Here is a 21,837-nt window from a genome sequence, read left to right on the forward strand (position 1 = left end):
ACTCGCCGGAGAGCCGCGCTCGGGTCGCGGCCGAGCGGTCAGGCCGGAGCCTCGTGCTCCAGCGCGATGGCCCGGCGGATGGCGCCCCGGGCGCGCTTGCGGTCGCCACTGGCGTCGTAGGCGAGGCCGAGGCGGTACCAGGCACGCCAGCTCCCGGGCTGCGCGTCGACCTCCTCCGCGTACCGCGGGAACAGCGCGTCCGCCTCCTCCCGGAGCGGACGCCCGCTGGCCCGCGAGTCGAGGACCTCCTGCGGCAGCGCGTTCTCGCCCTCCAGCCGACGGGCCAGCTTCTCGGCGCGGAGCCCGAACAGCAGCTCGCGCACGAGCCCCCAGACGCCGACGGCGCCGAGGATCAGCAGGCCGACGCCCATCACGATGCCGGGCACCGTCGCCGCGGCGAAGGCGACGACGGAGTACTGCAGGCAGACGAACAGGTAGAGGGCGAGCAGGACCGCCATCAGGACGACGCCGATGCGGGTCCTCACGGGGTGCTCGTCGCTGCGGCGGCCTGGCCGGACGGAGCCCGGTCGATGACGGGCTGCTCGTCGACCGGCCGCTCGGCGAGAGGCGCGGCGTCGAAGGCGGCGCGCAGGTCGATCAGCGCGTCGAGGCCCACCACCACGCCCGTGGTCGTCCGGACCGCGTCGAGAGCGCGCAGGACGCCCTGCTCGTAGGACGCCTGCGAGGTGGTGTCGTGCCGGATGGTGACCGTCTCGCCGGTGCCGCCGAAGACGACCTCCTGGCGCGCCTCCACTCCGGGCAGGCGGAGGCTGTGGACCGGGACGCTCGCGACCTGCTGGCCGCGGGCCCGCTGGTCGGTGTGCGGAGCCTGCACCGGACCGAGCTCGGCCCGGGCGCGCAGCAGCAGCTCGGCCGTGCGGACCGCGGTCCCGGAGGGCGAGTCGACCTTGCGGGCGCCGTGGGTCTCGACGATCTCGGCGGCGTCGAAGAAGCGCGCGGCCACGGTGGCCAGCGCGGTCGCGAGCACCGAGCCCAGCGAGAAGTTGGGGATGATCACGACGCCGGCCTCCGGCTGCTCGGCGACGCTGCGCCGGAGGGCCGCGATCCGGTCGCCGGTCCAGCCGGAGGTGCCGACGAGCACCTTCCTCCCGTTGGCCACGGCGAAGTCGACGATCTGCTGGCTGACGGCCGGCACGGTCATGTCGACGACGACGTCGGCCGCGAGCATCTCGGCGGGATCGCTCCGCGAGCCGAGCCGCGCGACGAGCGAGAACTCGCTCGACGCCTCGATGAGCGAGCAGGTGAACGAGCCGAGTCGGCCGGACGCGCCGACCACGGCGACGGAGGTAGTCACCGACTCAGCGTAGCCCGCGGCTCAGTACGGCTGGGCCTCGGGCAGGCCGGTGCGCAGCTCCACGGGCAGGTGCGAGAGGTCGTTGTGCACGACGAGCACCGGCGGCTTGCGGGAGCGGACGCGGATGATCGTCAGCCCGCAGTTGGCCTGGTTGAGGCCCAGCCACCGCCAGTCGGGAGCGTCGAACACGTGGCGAACGAACCAGCCGATCACGAAGTTGTGGGTGATGAGGAGGTCGTGGCGGTCCTCGCGCGACGGCGCCAGGAACTCGGCCACCGCGTCTTGCATCTGCGCGTGCCCCGCCTCGATCTCGGCCGCGGTGACGCTGCCGAAGAAGGGCTCGAACGCCTTGGGCATGTCCGGGGTCGGCCCCGAGGGGATGCAGTCGAACAGCAGCGAGGACGGCTGGAGCGGCAGGCTCGGCAGAAGCGTCTGGAAGCGCGCGGCCGTCTCCTCGGCCCGGCGCAGCGGCGAGTGCCACGCTCCGGTGAAGGGGACTCCGCCGAGCCGCTCGGCGATGAGCCTCGCCTGGCGCTCACCACGGGCCGAGAGCGGGCCGTCCGGCATGCCGTGCTCGGCGTCCTGCTGCTCGCCGTGGCGGACGAGGTAGATGTAGTGGGACACGGGGTCCTCCCTGGTGCGGCGCGGCGGTGCGCGGTCAGCGGGCGTTCGACGATCGGATCAGATCGCGGAGGCGCTCTCGATCCCGGCGATCCCGGCGAAGGCCGACTCGTCGACCGCGCCGACGGCCGAGATCGACGACGGCCCCCGGGCCAAGTCTGCCGCGAGTGCCTGGACGTCCTCCGCGCCGACGAGGGCGAGTCGGCGCAGGCTCTCGTCGAGGTCGACGAACTCGCCGAAGGTCAGCTCGGCGCGTCCGAGGCGCGACATCCGGGTGTCGGAGTCCTCCAGCGCGAGCGCCGCCGCTCCCGAGAGCTGGCCGCGGGCGCGGGCGAGCTCGTCGTCGGTGACGCCGTCCTCGGCGAGGCGGTGGAACTCGGTGAGCAGGAGCTCGGCGACCGTCCCCGTCTTCGCCGGGGTGCACGCGGCGTAGAGCCCGAAGAGGCCCGCGTCCGAGTAGGACGGGGCGAAGGAGTAGACGGAGTAGGCCAGGCCGCGCTTCTCGCGCACCTCCTGGAACAGCCGCGAGGACATGCCGCCGCCGAGGATCGAGTTGAGGACGCCCATCGTCATCCGCCGCTCGTCGCCCGCGGCGAGACCGGGGAAGCCGACCAGCAGGTTCGCCTGCTCGGTGGGGCGGTGCACCACCGACAGGGCGCTGCCGCGGGTGTAGGACGCACGGCCGCCGACGCGCCGCTCGACGGGCGGGGCCGCCGTGCCGAGGTCCCAGCCGTCGGCGACGAGGACCCGCTGGAGCAGCGCGACGAGCGCCTCGTGGTCGACGGCGCCGGCGACGGTGATCACCACGTCTCGCGGGCGGTAGGCGGCGCGGTAGTGCGCCCAGACCGCGTCCCGGGTGGCCTCGCCGATGGTCGCGGCGGTGCCCCCGATCGGGCGGCCCAGCGGGTGGTCGCCGAACACGGCCTCGAACAGCTTCTCGCCCGCCACGTCGGCCGGATCGTCGTCCGCCATCGCCAGCTCCTCGAGGATGACCCCGCGCTCGGTCTCGAACTCGTCCGGATCGATCAGGCTCGAGGTCACCATGTCGGCGATCACCTCGACCGCCATCGGGAGGTCGCGGTCCTGGATCTTGGCGTAGTAGCAGGTGTACTCCTTGGCGGTGAGAGCGTTGTGCTCCCCGCCCACGGAGTCGAAGGACACGGCGATGTCGAGGGCGGACCGCTTCTGCGTGCCCTTGAACAGCAGGTGCTCGAGGAAGTGCGTCGAGCCGACGTTGGAGGGCACGGCGGGTTCGCCCGCGGTCGCGGGGCGGCCGGGCCGCTCGTCGCGAGAACCCGCGGCGACCCAGAAGCCGATCGTGGCGCTGCGGGCGCCGGGCACCGATTCGCTGAGGATGCGGACACCGCTCGGGAGGACGGAGCGGCGGACCGTGGATCCGCCTGCGGCCCGGACTGACGTCTCCGGCTGGTCGAGGGGCAGTGCGACTCCGTGATTCATCGTGCCCACCCTAGGCCACCGCGACGGCGGCCCGAGCCGGGCTGTCGCGCCGTGGCGGGAGAGGTGCAGGGGGCGTCGCGGACGGGCGCGGTCAGCGGCGCGCGCGCTCCAGCGCGGCCAGGTGTCCGGGGTCGAGCTCGAGCGAGACCGCGCGCACCAGCGCGTCCACGTCGGCGGGTGAGCGCGGGGCGACCGTCGCGGCGGTCAGCCGCGGCCGGCCGAGCAGCCAGGCCAGGGCGACGGCGGCGGGAGCGGCCGAGAGCTCGGCACCGATCGCGTCGAGGACGGCGAGGACCCGGCGTCCGCGGCGCCCGAGGTGGGCGGCGGCGAGTGCCCCGTCGGGCAGGCGGCCGAGCTCGCGGCGGGTGCGCTCGGCGCCGCGGAGGAACCCGTGGGCGAGGGGGACGGTCGCGAGCAGGGCGAGTCCCTGGCCGGCGGCGACGAGGCCGAGATCGCCCTCCGAGCCGGGCCGCTCGAGCAGGTTCCAGCGGACCTCCGCGCCGGCGAGGCGGGGCAGCCCGTGGGCGGCCAGGACGCGCGCCTCGAACAGCTCCTCCGGGGAGAACCCGGAGGCGACCACCGACCGCACCAGCCCGCGCGCCAGCAGCACGTCGACAGCGCTGAGGAGCTCGTCGAGGCGCCCGGCCCCGTCGGGGCGGACCGCCAGCACGTCGAGGCGATCGGTGCGGAGGCGGCGCAGCGCCCCCTCGACACCGTCCACCAGCGCACGTGGCGTCGCGGGGGCGCCGACCGGAGCGGCGAAGCGGCCGATCAGGAGGAAGCGGTCCCGGTCGCGGTGTCCGGCGGGCCAGCCGCCGACGCCCTCCGCGAGGCTCGAGTCGGTGACGACGACGCCGTTGCCGCCCCACGCCGCGTAGCGCTCGAGCAGCGCGGCACCGTCGTCGCGGCCGAGGGCCGCCGCGTCGAGCACGAAGGGGAAGAGGTCGTGGCCGGAGTCGCCCATCGGCCGACGGTGCGAGGGTGCGACGGCGGTCGGCTCGACGGGGCCGGTCTCGGCGAGGACGCCGCTCGAGGAGGCTGCGCGGGACGCCGCGGGCGGGAGCGGGACGGCACTGTGACGGGGAGCCCGCACGACGGCGCCGGTCCTGTCCCTGGGCACGCCACCACTCTCCCTGCGGCGGCTCGGGTCCCGCCAGGGGAGAGAGTATCCGAGCGCCGGAGCCGCCACTCCGCCGGGTCGCGCACGGTTCACCAGATCGTTACACGGGCGCCGCCGGCGGGGTCGACTCGCGCCGGGCAGCGGTGCGGCGGGCCCCTCCGTGTCGGCCGTCCGGGCTAGATTCGCGACCATGGACTCCGCCGCCCCGACCCCCTCCGAGACCGCCGCCCCGACCTCCGACTCCCCCGAGCGGGAGACGTCCGCGCCCTGGTGGACGAGCGCCGTCGTCTACCAGATCTACCCGCGCTCGTTCGCGGACTCGAACGGCGACGGCATCGGCGACCTGGGCGGCATCCGCTCGAAGCTCGACCACCTCGCCGACCTGGGGGTCGACGTGATCTGGCTCTCGCCGGTCTACCCGTCGCCGCAGCACGACAACGGCTACGACATCTCGGACTACGAGGACATCGACCCGCGGTTCGGGACGCTGGAGGAGTTCGACCTGCTCCTCGCGGAGGCCCACGAGCGCGGCATCCGCATCGTGATGGACCTCGTGGTCAACCACACGAGCGACGAGCACGCCTGGTTCGTCGAGTCCCGCTCCTCGCAGGAGGACCCGAAGCGCGACTGGTACTGGTGGCGCCGCGGGCGCCGCTCGGCCGAGCCCGGCCGCGAGCTCGAGGCGGCCGCCGGCGCCGGCCTCGACGTCGCCGAGCCGAACGGCTGGCGCTCCTACTTCTCCGGCCCGGCCTGGACGCTCGACCCGGCGACGGACGAGTACTTCCTCCACCTCTTCGCGGTGCAGCAGCCGGACCTCAACTGGGAGAACCCCGAGGTGCGGCACGCGGTGCACGCGATGATGAACCGCTGGCTCGACCGCGGAGTGGACGGCTTCCGGATGGACGTGATCAACCTCGTCTCGAAGGACGTCGGAGCCGTCGACGGCGAGCAGGGCGGCGCGGGCATCGTCGGAGGGGTGGGTCCGCGGCTCCACGAGTACCTCCGCGAGATGCACGAGGCCGTGTTCGCGCACCGCGAGGGCTCCTTCCTCACCGTCGGCGAGATGCCCGGGGTCACCCTCGAGGAGGCGGTGCTGGTGACCGATCCCGAGCGGCGTGAGCTCGACATGGTCTTCCAGTTCGAGCACGTCGGCATCGACCACGGAGTCGACAAGTTCCACCCGGTGCCGCTGGACCTGGTCGCCTTGAAGGCCAACCTCGCGCGCTGGCAGGACGGCCTGGCCGAGCGCGGCTGGAACAGCCTGTACCTCGGCAACCACGACCAGCCGCGTCTCGTCTCGCGCTTCGGGGACGACGGCGCGCACCGCTACGAGTCCGCGACCCTCTGGGCGACGCTCCTCCACCTCCAGCGCGGCACGCCGTACATCTACCAGGGCGACGAGATCGGGATGACGAACGTCCCGTTCGCCGGCATCGAGGACTTCCGCGACGTCGAGTCCCTGAACTACTGGGCCGAGGCCGTCGACGAGCGCGGCGAGGACCCGGCGACCGTGCTCGCCGGGCTGCGCGCGCAGAGCCGCGACAACGCCCGCACGCCGGTGCAGTGGGACGACAGCCTCCAGGCCGGCTTCACGACCGGCGAGCCGTGGATCGCGGTCAACCCCAACGCCGCCGAGGTGAACGTCGCCGCTGACCGGGCCGCCGAGCGGTCGGTCTTCGAGTACTACCGGGCGCTGATCGCGCTGCGGCACGCCGATGAGACGGTGCAGCTGGGCCGCTTCGCGCTGCTGGAGCCCGAGCACCCCGCGCTCTTCGCCTTCACGCGCACCGGACCGGGCGAGCTGCTCGTCGTCGGGAACGTGTCCGGCGAGCCGATCGACGTGCCGCTGCTCGAGGAGTGGGCGGCTGCCGAGACGGTCCTCGGCAACGTCGCCGGTGCGACCGGGTCGACGCTCGGCCCGTGGGAGGCGCGCATCCTGCGCCGCTGAACCTCGCCGCGCCCCGCTCCGAGCCCGGCGCGGGGCGCGGCGCCCGGCGGCGGCGGACCAGCGGGCGAGAGCCTCAGGCGGAGACGCGGTCCAGCTGGGCGATATCGCTCCGGGTCAGTGGGAGCGCGGCCGCCGCGAACAGCGACTCGAGCTCCGCGGCGTTCCGGGCCCGGACGATCGCCGCCGAGACCTCCTGGTGCGAGAGCACCCAGGCGAGCGCGACCACGCCGGGCTCCGTGCCGTGGGCGCCGGCGATCTCGTCGAGGGCAGCGAGCACGCGGGAGCCGTGGCGGCCGACGTAGTCCAGGCCCGCCTCGAACAGGGCCGACTCCGGCTCGTCCGTGCGGCTGCGCAGGGCGCCGGTGAGGTAGCCGCTCGCCAGGGGCAGCCGCGCGAGGGTGCCGAGCTCGAGCCGCACCACCTCGGGGGCGACGTCGGTCTCGTAGGTCCGGCGCTCCATCAGGCTGTACTCCGACACGACGGCCGAGAGCGACGGCAGCGCGAACGCGGTCGCCGTCTCGTGCAGCGCCGTGATCGCCGCTCCGCTGAAGTGCGCGGCACCCAGGGCGCCGACCGAGCCGTCCGCCAGGAACGGCGCGACCGCCGCCAGGCTGTCGGCGATGGGGATCCCGGGGTCCTCGCTGTCGAACGAGAGCAGGTCGATCCGGGTGCCGAGCCGCTCGAGGCTCCCCTCGATCGCGATGCGGACGTCCTCCGGGGCGAGGCCCGGCGCGTCCGGGTGCCGGCCGACCTTCGTCGCGACCAGCATCCGCTCGCGCAGCCCGCTCTGCTCGAGCCAGCGGCCGATCATGTACTCGCTCCGACCGGTCGCGTAGTGGTCCGCGGTCGAGATCAGGGTGCCGCCGAGACGGCCGAACGCGTCGAGCACCTCGGTGGTGTCGTCGATCCCGGCGGCCCAGCCGAAGACGGAGCCGTCGAGGGCGAGCGGATGCACGGGGAGGCCGGTCCGACCCAGGGTGCGTGAGAGGAGGGGCGTCTCCGGCTCGGTGGCCAGGGGCGTCGGGTCGGTCACGGAGTCCTCCGGTCGGGGCGGTGCGGCGCGGTCCCGCCACCGTACCCCATGCCCCCGCCGACGACGGACGCCCGCCCCACCGGAGTGGGACGGGCGTCACGGTCGTGCAGGAGGGATCAGCTCTCGGCGGGAGCCTCGGCCTCGGCCTCCTCGGCCACGACGGGCGCGAGGGACAGCTTGCCGCGGTCGTCGATCTTGGTGATCTGGACGAGCAGCTTCTGGCCGACTCCGAGGACGTCCTCGACGTTCTCGACGCGCTTGCCGCCGGCGAGCTTGCGGACCTCGCTGATGTGCAGCAGTCCGTCCTTGCCGGGGAGGAGCGAGACGAACGCGCCGAAGGTCGCGAGCTTGACGACGGTTCCGAGGAACTGCTCGCCGACCTCGGGGTTGGTCGGATTCGCGATGGCGTTGACCTGCGCACGCGCGGCCTCGGCCGACGGACCGTCGACGGCTCCGATGTAGACGGTGCCGTCCTCCTCGATGGAGATGTCGGCGCCGGTCTCGTCCTGGATCGCGTTGATCGTCTTGCCCTTGGGGCCGATCAGCTCGCCGATCTTGTCGACGGGGATCTGCACCGAGATCACGCGGGGCGCGGTCGGGGCCATCTCGTCGGGCTGGTCGATGGCCGCCGTGAGCACCGCGAGGATCGTGGTGCGGGCGTCCTTGGCCTGCTTGAGCGCGGCGTCGAGCACCGACGACGGGATGCCGTCGAGCTTCGTGTCGAGCTGGATGGCCGTGACGAACTCGGCGGTTCCGGCGACCTTGAAGTCCATGTCGCCGAGCGCGTCCTCGGCGCCCAGGATGTCGGTCAGCGCCGCGTAGCGGGTCTGGCCGTCGACGACGTCGGACACGAGGCCCATCGCGATGCCCGCGACCGGCGCGCGCAGCGGCACTCCGGCGTTGAGGAGCGACAGGGTCGACGCGCAGACCGAGCCCATCGAGGTCGAGCCGTTGGAGCTCAGCGCCTCGGAGACCTGGCGGATCGCGTAGGGGAACTCCTCGCGGCTCGGCAGCACCGGCACGAGGGCGCGCTCGGCGAGGAAGCCGTGCCCGATCTCGCGACGCTTCGGCGATCCGACTCGGCCGGTCTCACCGGTCGAGTAGGGCGGGAAGTTGTAGTGGTGCAGGTACCGCTTCTTGGTGACGGGCGACAGCGAGTCGATCTGCTGCTCCATCTTGAGCATGTTCAGCGTGGTGACGCCCAGGATCTGGGTCTCGCCGCGCTGGAAGATGGCCGAGCCGTGGACGCGCGGGATGACCTGCACCTCGGCGTCGAGCGGGCGGATGTCGGCGAGGCCGCGTCCGTCGATGCGCACGCCGTCGCGGAGGATGCGGCCGCGGACGACCACCTTCGTGACGGACTTGTACGCCGCTCCGACCTGGTTGTAGGCCTCGGCCGACAGCTGACCCGAGGCGATGCGCTCGGCGATCTGCTCCTTGACGCGCGCCTTGAGGGCGTCGTCGGCGTCCTGCCGCTCGACCTTGTCGGCGATCTGGTACACGCGGACGAGCTCGTCGTAGCTGAGCTCGGCGACGTTGTCGTAGGTCTCCTGCGCGTAGGGCAGGAACACCGGGTAGTCCTTGACCGGCTTCGCGGTCTCGGCGGCGAGCTTCGCCTGCGCCTCGACGAGTGCGCGGAGGAAGGGCTTGGCGGCCTCGAGGCCCTCGGCGACGACGTCCTCGCTGGGCTTGGTCGCACCCGCCTTGATGAGGTTCCAGGAGGACTCCGTGGCCTCGGCCTCGACCATCATGATGGCGACGTCCGAGGAGCCGTCCTCGTTGGTGACGACGCGGCCCGCGACGGTGAGGTCGAAGACGGCGTTCTCCAGCTGGGAGGCCTTGGGGAAGGCGACCCACTGGTCGTTGCCGGAGCCGTCGGACATGAGCGCCAGGCGGACGCCGGCGACCGGCCCGGAGAACGGCAGGCCGGAGATCTGCGTGGACGCGCTCGCGGCGTTGATCGCGAGGGCGTCGTAGAACTCGTCCGGCGCGATGCTGAGGACCGTGATGACGATCTGGACCTCGTTGCGCAGGCCCTCGACGAACGAGGGGCGCAGCGGCCGGTCGATCAGACGGCAGACCAGGATCGCCTCGGTGGAGGGGCGGCCCTCGCGGCGGAAGAACGAGCCGGGGATCTTGCCGGCGGCGTAGGAGCGCTCCTCGACGTCGACGGTCAGCGGGAAGAAGTCGAAGTTGTCCTTCGGGTTCTTCGAGGCCGACGTGGCCGAGAGGAGCATGGTGTCCTCGTCGAGGTAGGCGGCGACGGCGCCCTGAGCCTGCTGCGCGAGGCGGCCGGTCTCGAAGCGGACGGTGCGGGTGCCGTACGAGCCGTTGTCGAGAACGGCTTCGGCGAATGTGATTTCAGGACCTTCCAAGAGGTCTGTCTCCTTAACGTCTGCAGCGGCGCCCCTTCTGGGCGCCGGCGTTCGTCGGAGCAGCGGTCCGGTCAGGAATCGAGACGATCCCACGGCAGGGCTTCGCGCCGTGCCGTCGTGTGGAGGGCGTTCGTGCTGGCCACCAGTAGAAGAGCTCCGGGCTGTCGCGACCTGTGCCGCGAGCGGGACGTGCCGCCTGCGACTCGTGCCGCGGCGGCCCGTGCTCTGTCGCACGCTGCCGCTGTCCGGGACTCCACCACCGAGGACCAGCTTCCTGCCGGCCTGCTCCGTGGCTCGAATCCTGGGTCGACCGGCGGTCGCTTTCGGATTCGGAACCGGTTCATGCTATCAGCCGCGGTGCGGTTCCTCCATGGACCGCGCCGACCCGGCGGGCCCTCCGCCCGTCAGCCCCGCGTCTCGTGCATCAGCAGCTCGACGCGCAGCCCGCCCCTCACCGTCACGATGCGGGCCGGCACGCGGGGCGACCTCCCCGCCTCCGAGAGCCGGGCGAGGGCGGCCTCGACCACGTTCTCGAGACCGCGCGGCACCTGGCCGACGAGCCCCGAGGGGCGCTGGGCCGCGAACAGGCGGACCGGCATCGGAGCGTCCACGCGCTCCTCCTCCGCGGTGCGGCGCGGGATCACGGCCGTGACCTCGTCCTCGCCGAGGGCGAGCACCCGCGCGATCTCGTCCTGGTGCGGCCGGGAGTCGGCGAGGCGGAGGAGGGTGTCACCGCGCCGCGACTTCGGGCGCAGCTCGTAGTCGTAGTCGTCGAGCTTGCCCGAGCCGCGGTCGTCGGAGGGGAGGGGGTTCGCGTCGCCGCGTCCGAACGGGAAGAGCTTCATGCCTCCATTGTCCAGCGCGCGGCCCCTCCCCCGCTCGCGTCAGGCGGTGCGCCGCATCCGGGCGATCGCCGCGAGCACCAGGACGAGCACGACGGCGACGAAGCCGAGCAGGACCGGGACGGCCGGCAGGAGCGCGAGCGCGGCACCGATCGCCAGGACCGGCACCGCGAGGCCGAGGTAGGCGGCGAGGAACACGGCCGCGAGCACCTCGCCGCGGGTCTCGTCGGTGGCGAGCGAGCCGGCGACTCCGAGCGCCAGGCGGAAGAGCAGGCCCACGCCCGCTCCCGCGAGCACCCCGCCGACGATGAAGGCGGACACCGAGACGATCACGGCGCCGGTCGCGACCAGCAGCAGCCCGGCCGTCAGCGCCACGGCCGCGAGGCGGAGCGCCGTCCGCGAGGACAGCCGGATCGAGACCAGCTGCGCGACGGCTCCGGCGGCGAAGACCCCGAAGGAGACCGCGCCCGCCTCGAGGTGGGAGGTCTCGCCGAAGCGCCCGGCGAGGAAGGTCGGCGCCAGCGAGGTGAAGAGGCCGAGCACGGCGAACCCGGCGAACGCGCCGACCGCGGCCGAGAGGAAGACGCCGCGGGAGGCGGCCGGCACGGCCAGGCGCTGCGGACGGTAGGCCGGGAGGACCTCGCGCCGCTCGACCGTCTCGGGGACGAGCGCGACGCCGATCCCGAGGACGACCAGGAGGACGAGGAACACGGCGTACGGGACGACCAGGGGCTCGCGCACCGTCACGGCGAACACCCCGCCGACGAGCGGGCCGAGCGCCAGCCCGCCCATGTTGACGAGGGCGGAGACGGCGCGGGAGGTGCCGGGGCCCTCCTCCGGGCGGGCGACGGCGCGCAGCTCCGAGAGGTGGGCGGTGGCCGTCGCGGTGAGCGCGCCGACGCCGAGCCCGGTCAGCAGGCGGGCGAGGATCAGCCCGGGCACGTCCGGCCAGAGCAGGAACACGGCGGCCGCCAGGACCTCGACGAGGATCGACGCGAGCAGGATCCGGCGGCGGCCGAGCCAGTCGCTGACGTGCCCGGCGAGGAAGAGGCTCGCCACGACTCCGACCGCGTACGCGGCGAAGACCACGGTGACGACGAAGGCCGGGAACCCGTCGCGCTGCTGGTAGATCGCGTAGAGCGGTGTCGGCACGGTCGAGAACGCCATCACCGTGAGGAAGGCGACGGCGATCACCCAGAAGCCGTGGCGGTGCGGGAGCTCGCGGCGGTGGACGGACGGGAGGGAGCGCTCGGTGGTGGTCACGGTGTCCACAGTGCTCCGCCCCATCATCCGTGTCCAACGGAGGATCTCGGTTGGATTGATCGTCCCTGCTGGATAATGGGCGGATGGACGACCGCCAGCTCGCCGCCTTCGTCGCCGTCGCCGAGGAGCTCAGCTTCACCCGGGCGGCCGCGCGCCTGTTCGTCGTGCAGTCGACCCTCTCGGCGAGCATCCGCTCGCTCGAGCAGGAGCTCGGCTCGCCGCTGTTCGCCCGCTCGACCCGGCGGGTGGCGCTCACCGCGGTCGGCGAGGCGCTCCTGCCCTCGGCCCGATCGGCGATCGACAGCCTCGACCGGATGCGCTCGCTCGCGGCCGACGACGCGGCGGGGCTCCGCGGGCGGGTGCGGGTGGGCACCTTCTCCGCCCTCGACCTCGTCGACCTGCCCGGCGCGCTCGGCGTCTTCCGCACTCGGCACCCGCTGGTGGACCTGCTCCTGCGCACCTCGACCACCGGCTCCACCGGTCTCGCCGAGGACCTGCGCCGCGGCCTGCTCGACGCCGCTCTGCTGGCACTGCCGGCGACGCAGCTGCGGGGCCTGGCGGTGACGCGGCTGGTGCGCAGCGACTACGTCCTGCTGGTGGAGAGCGCGCATCCGCTCGCCGCGGCGGGACCGCCCTCCCCGCAGGACCTCGACGGGCTCACCTTCGTGGACACGCCCGCCGGCTTCGGCAACAGGGTCGCCGTCGACCTCGCCTTCCGCGAGGCCGGGGCGTCGCGCCGGGTGGCCACCGAGGTCGCCGATCTGCCGGGGATCCCCCGCTTCGTGCAGGCGGGGCTGGGGCCGGCGATCGTGCCGCGCGCGGGCGTCGAGCCGCTGGAGGGCGTCACGGCCCTCGCGCTCGACTGGCCGGGGCTGGTCTGGGAGCTCTCGGTCTGCACGGCGCCGCGCCCCTCCGCCGCGGTGCAGGCGCTCACGGCCGTGCTGGCGGAGCGGTCGGCCTAGGCCTCAACCCTCGCGCAGGGGGCCGCGGACGATCGAGTCGCCGGAGTGCTCCGGGTCGTCGTCGAACGGCTCCTGGGAGACGTCCACGAGCGGGTACTCGGCGAGGTCGACGTCGTCGGGCACGGCGAAGACGCCGTCGGTCCCGTCGAGCACGCCGAGCCCGACCAGCCCGGAGGCGTCGGCGGCGAGGAGCCAGACCTCCCGGTACGAGTCGTCCGCGCTCTGCGCATCGAGGTGCACGTGCAGGCGGCGGGTGCCGTCGGCGTCCTCCAGCTCGGCGGTTCCGCTCGCTCCCTGCCAGTCGGGGAGAGCGGCGAGATCAGCGCGCGCCACGACGGCGGCGGTGTCGTCGCTCCGCGAGGCCTGCCACCAGGCTCCGCCCGCGACCCCGATGACGAGCGCGCCGAGAGCGGCCAGCACGGCGCTCAGAGCGCGGGGCCGGCGGCGGCGCGCGGGACGGTGCCGTCCCCGGGGAAGGGCGAGCGGAGGCGGCACGGCAGCGGCCGACGACGGCAGGGCGCCGGGCCCGAGGTCGCCGAGGGCGAGCTCCTCGCGGATGCGGTCCCAGACGATCGCGGGCGGCGCCTCCAGCTCGACAGCACGGCTCGCACGGCCCAGGCCCGCGGCGTGGCCGAGCTCGACCAGCTGCCGGGCGCAGTCGGGGCAGTCGCGCAGGTGGGCCTGCTCGGCGTCGCTCGAGTGCTCGCCGAGGGCGAGCAGGGCGAGCTCGTCGGGATCGAGGTGGGTCATGTGCTGCTCACCTCCAGGCGGGAGCGGAGCCGGTCGAGGCTGCGGCGGATGTGGCTCTTGACGGTACCGAGCGGCAGGCCGGTGCGCTCGGCGATCTCGGTGTGGGTGAGGTCCTCGTAGAAGGCGAGGCCGATCACCCGCCGGGGGACGGGATCCAGGCGGGCCAGCTCGTCGGCGATCAGGATCCGCGCCTCGAGGTCGACGGGGGCCTCCCCCTCCTCGACCGGCGTGACGGCGACGAGGGCCTCGGTGAGCCTCCGCTCGCGCGCCCGCGCCTCGTGCGCGTCCGCGATCCTCCTCCGGGAGATCCCCACCAGCCAGGCTCCGAGAGCCGCCCGTCCGGGGTCGAAGCCCGAGCGCGAGGTCCAGGCCGAGACGAAGACGCGCTGCACCACGTCCTCCGCGTCGCCGCGGTCGCCCAGCGAGCGCAGCGCCAGCGTGAAGACCAGCGGCGACCAGCGCGAGTACGCCTCGGCGAGCGCCGCCTCCTCCCCTGCGGCGAAGCGGCGGCCGAGCCGGGCCACGAGAGCGCTGTCGGCCTCGGCGCCGTCGGCGGGCTCGATGGTCTCGATCAGGGGGTCCCTCCAGGGCTGCGGGGAGCGCTGCCGCCCGGGGGCGTGCGGCGCTGCGAGGCTCATCGTACGTCGCTGAGGCTCGGGCGGGCGGATCAGCCGGCCGGGACGGCCGTGACCACCACGTTGCTGAGGTAGTGGCGGGTGTCGTAGTCGAAGTCGCCGCCGCAGGTGATCAGGACCAGCCGCGGCGGTCCGTCGGCGGCGAACACGGCCGAGAGGTCGACCGTGGTCTTCTCCGTGGTCTCCACCGTCGAGACGGTGTACGCGCGCTCCGCGCCGTCCGCGCCGGTGAGGGTCACGGTCTGGCCCGGGACCGCCTTCTTCAGCTCGACGAACGGCCCGAGGCCGTAGGCGAGGGAGTCGACGTGCGCGGCGATCACGACCGTGCCCTCCGGCTCGTCGAGGCCGGCGCCGAAGCGGTACCAGCCGGCGACCTGCGTGTCGGGCACGAGCTCCATCGTGCCGTCGTCCGCGACTCCGACCGGCTCGACGGCCATGTCGACGGGGAGCCCGTCGACGACGAGCCGCTCGGGAGCGAGCGCGGTGGGGGCGGGGGTCGCGCCGAGCCGGGCGTCCGCCACCGGGACGGACGGCACCGCTTCCGGCAGGGCCGCCGCGGGCGAGGAGGGGACCGTGGCCGGCACCGGCTGCTGGGGCGCCGAGGAGACGGCGGCGGGAGCGGGCTCCACCCGGGACTCCTGCGCCGCGCATCCGGCGAGACCGGCACCGGCCACGATCAGCCCGACCACGGCGAGGACGCGCAGAGGGAAGGGGCTCCGGCTCATGGCGTCCTCCTGGGTCGTGGTCGGGGGTGCCGGGACGGCCGCGCTCCAGCACGGCCGACCCGGCGGTCGGATCCTCGGGTCAGCGACGCGAGGCGGCGGTGCGGCGGCCGATCAGCACGGCGCCGGCGGCGGCGAGGGCGGCGAGCAGTGCTCCGCCCCACCAGCCCGCGGCGGCGTCGGGGCGGTTGTCCGCCGCGAGGCCGGCCTCACCGGCGGGGACGCCCGACGGCGAGGAGTGCAGTCCGTCGATGGTCTGCGTCGCGAGAGCGAGGTTGCCCTTCTCCAGGCTGCCCCAGGCGTAGACGATCGTGTTCACGCCCTCCTGGACCTGCACGTCGGCCGGGCCGATGACCGGCGCGGTGGTCCCGGTCGCGGCGACCACGGTCGAGATCGTGGCCGGGGCGAGGTTCAGCACTCCCTCGTTCGGGTTCGTCACGTTCGTCAGGACGGGCGACCCTCCGGCGAGGATGTCCACGGCCGGAGCGGCGGCGATGTGGCGGACCGTGAGCCGGCCCTCGCCCGCGGCGGTCTTCGAGATGTCATTGGTGAAGAGGGTCGCCGTGGGGGTGTTGTCCGGCTTGAGGTGCGCCGCGACGGTGTAGCTCTTCCCCGCCTCGAGGCTGATGTCGATCGGGCCGATCACGGGGGCGCTGGCGTCCGCGGCGGTGGAGGCCGTGATGGCGACCTTGTAGGTGCCGGTGGGGAGGTCGAGCGGGCCGGCGAGCGAGCCGGGGGTGAAGTCGTCGAGCGTCAGCTTGCCGTCGACGTAGACGTCGACCGGGGTGTCGGGGACGGCGTGCAGGACCGAGAGGTCGGCCGAGTCGGCGTCGGCGGCGGCGGCGGGCGTGGCGGCGATGCCGACGACGGCCAGGGTTCCGATGCAGGCACCGGCGAGCAGGCTGCGGGAGAAGCGGGAGGTGGTCACGGTGTTCCTCTTTCACGATGGGACCCGCGTGGGGTCGGGGGGTGGTCGAGAAGGGCCTTCACCACTACTTCCGGCCGAGGCGCCTCCTCGGATGCACCCGGTCTGAGATTCTTCGAAAGAATTTCTGCCGGACACTTCGCGAGCCCCTCGCAGCGCTGGCCCGAGCGCCCGCGCCGGGCTAGCCTCCGACCAGGAGGTGCGGAGGATGGGCAGGCGCGGCGTGGTCCTCCTCCTCGCCGCCGCGGCGCTCACCACGGCGGCGGTCGCGGGCGTGCAGGGCTCCCTCGCCCCCCGGGCGCCGGTCGCCGACCAGGCCGCCGCCGCCTCCGACGCCCCCGCCCAGTGCGACGACGCCCGGGAGCTGCTGGCCGCCTCGTCCGCCTTCGAGGGCGGAGCGGGCGTGCCGGCCGGCCACCTCGTGGCCTGCCTCGACGAGGACCACCGGCGCCTCACGATCCACAACCGCACCCCCGTCGTCTGGAGTCTCGGCGACTCCTCGGTGCGGGGCGTGACGAGCGGGACGGACGGAGTGACGGGGCTGCTGAGCCTGCACGCGTCGCAGTCCTCCTCCGGGCTGCTCCTCGCACCCGGATCGGCGGCCTCGGTCTCGGCCGGCGACGGGAGGATCCGACCGCGGCCCGACGAGCCCTCGACCCGGCTGCAGCTCGCGCTCACCGCGGTGGTCGCGGCTCAGGATCAGGCGATCGGCCCCTCCGCCGGTCCCGACAGCATCATCCGCGGCGCCGCGCTCACCTGCGCGGTCGTGGTCGCGGAGTCGGACACCGGCTGGCGGGTGACCTCGCCGCGGGCTCTCGCCGCGGCGGCCGAGGACCCGGTGTGCGCGCGCGACTGGGCCCGCGCCCAGCGCAGCGCGGCGGCCTGGCGGATCGCCCTGCCCGGGCTCGTCGACGCCGTGGAGGCTCCCGGCCGCCCCGAGGAGGACACGGCGCTCCAGCGGGCCGCGGCCGACTGGTTCTCGGCCTCGAGCGGCTACTCGTGGGGCGGAGTCGACCGCCCCGCTCCCCTGCCCTGACCGGCGCCGCGCGCCTCGTCCGCCCGGGAACGCGGAACGGGCCGCCCTCCGCGAGGAGGACGGCCCGTTCGGCAAGAAGTTCGCGGTGTCATCGAGACCGCGCCCTGCTCCGGGAGGAGCTAGCGGCGCAGACCGAGACGCTCGATCAGCGAGCGGTAGCGGTTGATGTCCACATCCGACAGGTAGCCGAGGAGTCGACGACGCTGACCCACGAGCAGCAGCAGACCACGACGCGAGTGGTGGTCGTGCTTGTGCTCCTTGAGGTGCTCGGTGAGGTCCTTGATCCGCTTGGTCAGGACGGCCACCTGCACCTCGGGGGATCCGGTGTCACCGGGGTGGGTCGCGTACTCTTCGATGATCGCCTTCTTGACATCTGCTTCGAGTGCCATATATGGGATCCCCTCTCTCTCGTTGCGCGGTGCCCGGCGCCTGATGCGTGGGCTCTCTTGATCCGCGGCCGTCGAACGGCAACCGGACGACTCTACCAGAGGGAGGGCGGTATCAGGAGCCGGTGGCCCGGTTCCAGAGCACGACGAGCCACGGCGAGACCAGCAGCTGCCAGTAGACGAGCACGAGGACGTTGAGGACCACGCCGATCCAGCCGGCGATGGGCGGGCGCTTCTCGCGACGCCGGGCGCGGAGGGTGGAGACGGCGAGCAGGATCCCGGCGAGCAGGACCGCGTGCACGAGCGCGGTGTAGAGCACGCCGACCAGCAGGTCGCTGACGGCCTGGTCGCCCGGGTAGGCGCCGAGCGAGATCAGGGCGTACCAGACGAAGAACGACAGCGGGACGGCGAGGACGGCCAGGAGGACCGAGACGATCCCGGCTCCGTAGCGACGGAGGAACCCGCGGGCTCCCGAGCCCGTGGCACCGGTCCGAGCGGCTCCGGCGCGGACGCCGCCCGTGGAGCTGCGCCGACCGCCCGTGGCGGCCGCCGCGCGACGCGCGCCCGCCTCGGCGGCGGTGCGGATCGAGCGTCGCGAGGGGGCGGCTCCGGCTGCTCGCGGGGCAGGAGGACCCTGACGCCCGGGCGCGCCGTCGGATGACGTGCTCATGCCTCTCACCCTAGGGGATGACCCCTGAGCCCCCGGATCGGCGCGACGCGGCCCGCCGGGGCGGCGGAGTCAGCAGAATGGAGCGAGTGAGCCAGACCCCCCGCGCCCCCCGGCGCAGCCACGTCCTCGACGTCTCCCCCCTCCGCGAGTCCCCGGCCTTCGCCCGGCTCTGGGCCGGCAACGTGATCTCGGGCATCGGCGGCCAGATGACGATCGTCGCGGTCGGCCTGCACATCTACGAGCTCACCGGATCGACCCTCGCGGTCGCGCTGGTCGGCGTGGTGGCGCTGGTCCCGACCGTGATCGCCGGCCTCTACGGCGGGATGCTCGCCGACGCGTTCGACCGCCGCCTGGTGCTCCTGCTCGCCGCGGTCGTGGCCTGGGGCTCGACCGCGGGGATCGCGGCCCTCGCCTGGCTCGGCGCCGAGACCCCGCTCTCCCTCTACGCGCTCACCGCCGTGAACGCGGTGGCGACGACGGTGATCGTGACCACCCGGATGACGCTGGCTCCGCGGCTGCTCCGCACCGAGCTGGTCCCCGCCGCCGCCGCGCTGGGCGGCATCGCGAGCGGAGTCGAGGTGACCGTGGGGCCCGCCCTCGCCGGCGTGCTGGTCGCCTCCTCCGGCTTCGCGATCACGTACACGATCGACGTCGTGCTGTTCCTCGCCGCGTTCCTCGGCATCGCGGGGCTGCCGGCGCTCGTGCCCGAGGGCGAGCGGCAGCGGCCGGGGCTGGAGTCCCTCCGCTACGGCCTGGGCTTCCTGAAGGGCGCCCCGAACATCCGGATGTCCTTCCTGGTCGACATCGTGGCCATGACCTTCGGACAGCCGCGCGTGGTCTTCCCGGCGGCCGCCGCCGTGCTGCTCGGCGGAGGCGCGGTGACGGTGGGCGCCCTCACGGCCGCGTTCGCGATCGGGGCGCTGATCAGCGGCGTCTTCTCCGGCCGGCTCACCGGGGTCCGCCGGCAGGGCCTCGCGATCGGCCGCTCGATCCAGGTGTACGGAGCGTTCGTCGTCGCGTTCGGCGCGGTCCTGCTCGGTGCCGCGCTCGTGCAGCACGACGCGTCGGCGCCGAACGCGGTGCTCATCGCGCTGGCGGCGGTCGCCCTGGCCGGCGCGGGCGCCTCGGACAACGTCAGCTCGATCTTCCGGCAGACGATGCTGCAGACCGCGGTCCCCGACAACATGAGGGGTCGTCTCCAGGGCGTGTTCATCGTCGTGGTGACGGGCGGCCCGCGGGTCGGCGACCTCTACACGGGACTGCTCGCCTCGCTCGCGCTGCTCTGGCTGCCGCCGCTCGCGGGCGGGCTCGCGATCATCGCGATCCTCGCCGCGGTGCTGCGCCTGCGGCCGGGGTTCCGCGCGTACGACGCCCTGCACCCGACGGCCTGAGCGGAGGGGCGTCTCCCTCGAGGCGGACGGGACAGCGCGCCCGCCCGCTCGGCTCAGGCCGGCGGACGGGCGCGCCGGGGATCAGTCTCCGGAGGCCGCGTCGGCGCCGCCGCCGTCGGTCAGCCGGTCGTCCGAGACCAGTCCGCTGTCGTCGTCGCGGCCCTCGACCCGCACCGGGCGGTAGACGTGGAAGCCGTCGTCGTCGGGCTCCAGCTCCCAGACCACCTCGACCTCCTCGCCGTCGATGTCGGCCAGGCGGGTGAAGGAGCGCTGCGGGGAGCCGTCGATCATCTCGAGGCGGATGCTCTCCTGCTCCGCTCCGCTGTCGAGGATGGCGGTGTACGTCGATTCGGTGTCCATGCCTCGACGCTAGACACGCGCGGGGAGGCGTCGCCACCCCTTGCGGCGGCGCACGGTCCGCGTAGCGTCGGCACCATGACCGACACCGACATCACTCCCGCCGACTCCGACGACCGCGAGCAGATCACCGAGATGGTGAAGAGCGCCGGGATCGGGCTCCTCACCACCGTCAACGCCACCGGGCAGCTCGTCAGCCGTCCGCTCAAGGCCCAGGACATCGACTTCGACGGCGAACTGTGGTTCTTCACGCAGGACCCGTCGCCCAAGGTCGACGACATCCGCGCGAACCCGAGCGTCAACGTCGCGTTCGAGTCGAAGAAGGGCTACCTGTCGGTGGCCGGCTCGGCGACTGTCGTGCACGACCCGGCGAAGGTGGACGAGCTGTGGTCCCCGGCCGTCGCCGGCTGGTTCCCCGACGGCAAGGACGACCCGACCGTCGCGCTGATCCGCGTCGAGGCCGAGACCGTCGAGCTGTGGGCGACCGACGAGCCGCGTCCGGTGGTGCTGTTCAAGGTCCTCAAGGCCGCCGTCACCGGCGGACAGCCCGACATCGGCGAGAACCGCACCGTCTCCTTCGAGTGATCCCTCCCCCCGGGGCGCCGCCGGGGCGCGGCGCCTCGCGGGGAAAGGCGTCAGGCGCCGCCGAAGCGCTCGGTGCGGACGCGCTCGGGCGCGTGGCCCTGCTCGACCAGGGCGGTGGCGACGGCCTCGACGAACGAGGTCGGGCCGCACACGTAGACGGTCGGCTCGAGCGGGGCCGGCAGAGCCGCCTCGGCGAGCAGCTCCGGAGTGACGCGGCCGGCCGGACGCGCCGCTCCCGCCGGCGCCACCCGGGTGAAGACGTGGTCCACCGCGACTCCGCCCGTCGCGGCCGGCCGCTCGGCGAGCGCCGCCAGCTCCTCGCGGTAGTAGGCGAAGACGGGCGAGCGGACCGAGTAGAGCAGCTGCATCCGCGCCGCGCTCCCGGACCGGGCGTGCTCGCGCGCCATCGCCATCAGCGGCACCACGCCGCTCCCGCCCGCGATCAGCTGCACCGGCTCCGCCTGCTCGGGGCGCCAGACGAACCAGCCGCCGATCGGACCGCGGATCTCGAGCCGGTCGCCCGCTTCGAGTCCGTCGACCAGGTACGGGGAGACCTCCCCGTCGTCCAGCCTCTCGACCGCGAGCTCGACCCGCTCCCCGTCGGCCGGGGCGCCGATCGAGTAGGAGCGGCTCGCCTGGTAGCCGTCGGGCGCGGTGAGGCGCACGTCGAGGTGCTGCCCCGCCAGGTGGCCCGGCCACCCGGGCACGCGGAGCACCAGGAGGCGCGACGTGGGCGTGAGCGGCGCGACCGACTCGGCCACCGCCTCCGTCCACATCACCAGTAGCGCTCCTCTTTCCAGGGGTCCCCGTGCATGTGGTAGCCGTTCTGCTCCCAGAAGCCGGGCTCGTCGCCGGGCATCAGGCGGAGCGTCCGGACCCACTTCGCGCTCTTCCAGAAGTAGAGGTGCGGCACCAGGAGCCGGGCGGGGCCGCCGTGCTCGGCCGCGAGGGGCTTCCCCTCGAACTCGGTGACGACCCAGGCCCTCCCGCCGCGGATCTCGGCGAGCGGGAGGTTCGTCGTGTAGCCGCCGAAGCTCTGCGCCATGACGAAGCCGGCGTCCGTCTCCAGGCCCTCCAGCAGAGTGTCGACCGAGACGCCGCGCCAGCTGGTGCCGAGCTTCGACCACCGGGTCACGCAGTGGATGTCGGTGTGCACGTCCTCGTGCGGAAGCGCGTCGAACTCCTCCCGGTTCCAGCGGCGGACGCCCGCGGGGCCGCCGTCGATGGAGAAGGCCCACTCGTGGATGTTCGGGGTGGGCCCGATCGAGAGGACGGGGAAGCCGTTCTCGAGGTGCTGGCCCGGCGGGAGGTCCGGGTCCGCCTCCCTCTTGCCGAAGAAGCCCCGCGTGATGATGCCCATGTCCGCCCTCGTCGTCCTCGGGGCCTGGCCCCGGATCGCTGGAAACCGCTCGTCGCGCTCACGCTACCGCTCGGTGCTACCGC

At 73.9% G+C, this 21,837-nt stretch carries 23 protein-coding genes; 5 read left to right on the forward strand and 18 right to left on the reverse strand.

Going from position 1 to position 21,837, the window contains the following annotated elements; genetic code table 11:
- Positions 1-38: 38 nt before the first annotated feature.
- From C5D50_RS14150 to C5D50_RS14170, 5 genes are all read right to left on the reverse strand, one after another.
- On the reverse strand, positions 39-485 hold the full coding sequence (locus C5D50_RS14150; protein WP_104283789.1) for a hypothetical protein: 447 nt from the start codon (positions 483-485) through the stop codon (positions 39-41).
- Positions 482-1,315, reverse strand: a complete 834-nt coding sequence (dapB, locus tag C5D50_RS14155; protein WP_104233262.1) for a 4-hydroxy-tetrahydrodipicolinate reductase — start codon at positions 1,313-1,315, stop codon at positions 482-484. Before dapB ends, C5D50_RS14150 begins: the two co-directional genes overlap by 4 nt.
- Before the next feature lie 21 nt (positions 1,316-1,336).
- Positions 1,337-1,939 carry a histidine phosphatase family protein gene (locus C5D50_RS14160; protein ID WP_104224462.1) on the reverse strand — a complete coding sequence of 201 codons (603 nt, stop codon included), beginning with the start codon at positions 1,937-1,939 and terminating at the stop codon, positions 1,337-1,339.
- A 57-nt stretch (positions 1,940-1,996) separates the two neighbouring features.
- Entirely contained in the window at positions 1,997-3,394 is a 1,398-nt protein-coding gene (locus C5D50_RS14165) for a pitrilysin family protein (RefSeq protein ID WP_104283793.1), read from the reverse strand.
- Between the two features lie 91 nt (positions 3,395-3,485).
- A complete protein-coding gene (locus tag C5D50_RS14170) occupies positions 3,486-4,514 on the reverse strand; it encodes an aldo/keto reductase (protein ID WP_146086937.1) in 1,029 nt (342 codons plus the stop codon).
- 190 nt (positions 4,515-4,704) lie between these two features.
- Between C5D50_RS14170 and C5D50_RS14175 the strand changes: the two genes are divergently transcribed.
- Positions 4,705-6,462 carry an alpha-glucosidase gene (locus tag C5D50_RS14175; RefSeq protein WP_104289023.1) on the forward strand — a complete coding sequence of 586 codons (1,758 nt, stop codon included), beginning with the start codon at positions 4,705-4,707 and terminating at the stop codon, positions 6,460-6,462.
- 73 nt (positions 6,463-6,535) lie between these two features.
- On the opposite strand, the gene C5D50_RS14180 is transcribed toward C5D50_RS14175, so the two are convergent.
- From C5D50_RS14180 to C5D50_RS14195, 4 genes are all read right to left on the reverse strand, one after another.
- Positions 6,536-7,495, reverse strand: coding sequence for an aldo/keto reductase (locus C5D50_RS14180; RefSeq protein WP_104233259.1), 960 nt, complete (start codon positions 7,493-7,495; stop codon positions 6,536-6,538).
- A gap of 116 nt (positions 7,496-7,611) precedes the next feature.
- Positions 7,612-9,870 (reverse strand): polyribonucleotide nucleotidyltransferase, encoded by a 2,259-nt coding sequence (locus tag C5D50_RS14185; RefSeq protein WP_104226293.1) that lies wholly within the window; start codon positions 9,868-9,870, stop codon positions 7,612-7,614.
- A 404-nt stretch (positions 9,871-10,274) separates the two neighbouring features.
- A complete protein-coding gene (locus C5D50_RS14190; protein WP_104226292.1) occupies positions 10,275-10,715 on the reverse strand; it encodes a hypothetical protein in 441 nt (146 codons plus the stop codon).
- Between the two features lie 39 nt (positions 10,716-10,754).
- The gene (locus C5D50_RS14195) at positions 10,755-11,975 is read right to left on the reverse strand and encodes an MFS transporter (RefSeq protein ID WP_258069636.1); all 1,221 of its coding nucleotides are present in this window, start codon (positions 11,973-11,975) and stop codon (positions 10,755-10,757) included.
- Positions 11,976-12,058: 83 nt separating this feature from the next.
- Here C5D50_RS14195 and C5D50_RS14200 point away from each other — a divergent pair, with 83 nt between their 5' ends.
- Positions 12,059-12,937 carry a LysR family transcriptional regulator gene (locus tag C5D50_RS14200; RefSeq protein ID WP_104233255.1) on the forward strand — a complete coding sequence of 293 codons (879 nt, stop codon included), beginning with the start codon at positions 12,059-12,061 and terminating at the stop codon, positions 12,935-12,937.
- Positions 12,938-12,940: 3 nt separating this feature from the next.
- Here the strand turns inward: C5D50_RS14200 and C5D50_RS14205 are convergent, their stop codons facing one another.
- From C5D50_RS14205 to C5D50_RS14220, 4 genes are all read right to left on the reverse strand, one after another.
- Complete coding sequence (locus tag C5D50_RS14205; protein WP_104247424.1) at positions 12,941-13,687, reverse strand: anti-sigma factor; 747 nt, start codon at positions 13,685-13,687, stop codon at positions 12,941-12,943.
- Entirely contained in the window at positions 13,684-14,325 is a 642-nt protein-coding gene (locus tag C5D50_RS14210) for an RNA polymerase sigma factor (RefSeq protein WP_104226288.1), read from the reverse strand. Before C5D50_RS14210 ends, C5D50_RS14205 begins: the two co-directional genes overlap by 4 nt.
- 29 nt (positions 14,326-14,354) lie before the next feature.
- The gene (locus C5D50_RS14215; RefSeq protein ID WP_104262705.1) at positions 14,355-15,047 is read right to left on the reverse strand and encodes a class F sortase; all 693 of its coding nucleotides are present in this window, start codon (positions 15,045-15,047) and stop codon (positions 14,355-14,357) included.
- Positions 15,048-15,126: 79 nt separating this feature from the next.
- Positions 15,127-15,972, reverse strand: coding sequence for a DUF4397 domain-containing protein (locus tag C5D50_RS14220; protein WP_104224813.1), 846 nt, complete (start codon positions 15,970-15,972; stop codon positions 15,127-15,129).
- Between the two features lie 205 nt (positions 15,973-16,177).
- Here C5D50_RS14220 and C5D50_RS14225 point away from each other — a divergent pair, with 205 nt between their 5' ends.
- Complete coding sequence (locus C5D50_RS14225) at positions 16,178-17,005, forward strand: hypothetical protein (RefSeq protein WP_104283796.1); 828 nt, start codon at positions 16,178-16,180, stop codon at positions 17,003-17,005.
- Positions 17,006-17,124: 119 nt separating this feature from the next.
- On the opposite strand, the gene rpsO is transcribed toward C5D50_RS14225, so the two are convergent.
- Positions 17,125-17,394 carry a 30S ribosomal protein S15 gene (rpsO, locus tag C5D50_RS14230; protein WP_068252328.1) on the reverse strand — a complete coding sequence of 90 codons (270 nt, stop codon included), beginning with the start codon at positions 17,392-17,394 and terminating at the stop codon, positions 17,125-17,127.
- A gap of 112 nt (positions 17,395-17,506) precedes the next feature.
- On the reverse strand, positions 17,507-18,061 hold the full coding sequence (locus C5D50_RS14235; protein ID WP_104283797.1) for a hypothetical protein: 555 nt from the start codon (positions 18,059-18,061) through the stop codon (positions 17,507-17,509).
- A gap of 86 nt (positions 18,062-18,147) precedes the next feature.
- Between C5D50_RS14235 and C5D50_RS14240 the strand changes: the two genes are divergently transcribed.
- Entirely contained in the window at positions 18,148-19,452 is a 1,305-nt protein-coding gene (locus C5D50_RS14240; protein ID WP_258069468.1) for an MFS transporter, read from the forward strand.
- 81 nt (positions 19,453-19,533) lie between these two features.
- On the opposite strand, the gene C5D50_RS14245 is transcribed toward C5D50_RS14240, so the two are convergent.
- Entirely contained in the window at positions 19,534-19,812 is a 279-nt protein-coding gene (locus tag C5D50_RS14245) for a hypothetical protein (protein ID WP_104224817.1), read from the reverse strand.
- 75 nt (positions 19,813-19,887) lie between these two features.
- Between C5D50_RS14245 and C5D50_RS14250 the strand changes: the two genes are divergently transcribed.
- Entirely contained in the window at positions 19,888-20,394 is a 507-nt protein-coding gene (locus C5D50_RS14250) for a pyridoxamine 5'-phosphate oxidase family protein (RefSeq protein ID WP_104224818.1), read from the forward strand.
- 50 nt (positions 20,395-20,444) lie between these two features.
- Here the strand turns inward: C5D50_RS14250 and C5D50_RS14255 are convergent, their stop codons facing one another.
- Entirely contained in the window at positions 20,445-21,170 is a 726-nt protein-coding gene (locus C5D50_RS14255) for a ferredoxin reductase (protein ID WP_104283799.1), read from the reverse strand.
- Positions 21,170-21,754 carry a molybdopterin-dependent oxidoreductase gene (locus C5D50_RS14260; RefSeq protein ID WP_104224820.1) on the reverse strand — a complete coding sequence of 195 codons (585 nt, stop codon included), beginning with the start codon at positions 21,752-21,754 and terminating at the stop codon, positions 21,170-21,172. The genes C5D50_RS14255 and C5D50_RS14260 overlap by 1 nt, the downstream gene beginning before the upstream one ends.
- Positions 21,755-21,837: the final 83 nt, after the last annotated feature.

This window comes from Rathayibacter sp. RFBD1 (assembly GCF_002932915.1).
GTDB lineage: Bacteria > Actinomycetota > Actinomycetes > Actinomycetales > Microbacteriaceae > Rathayibacter.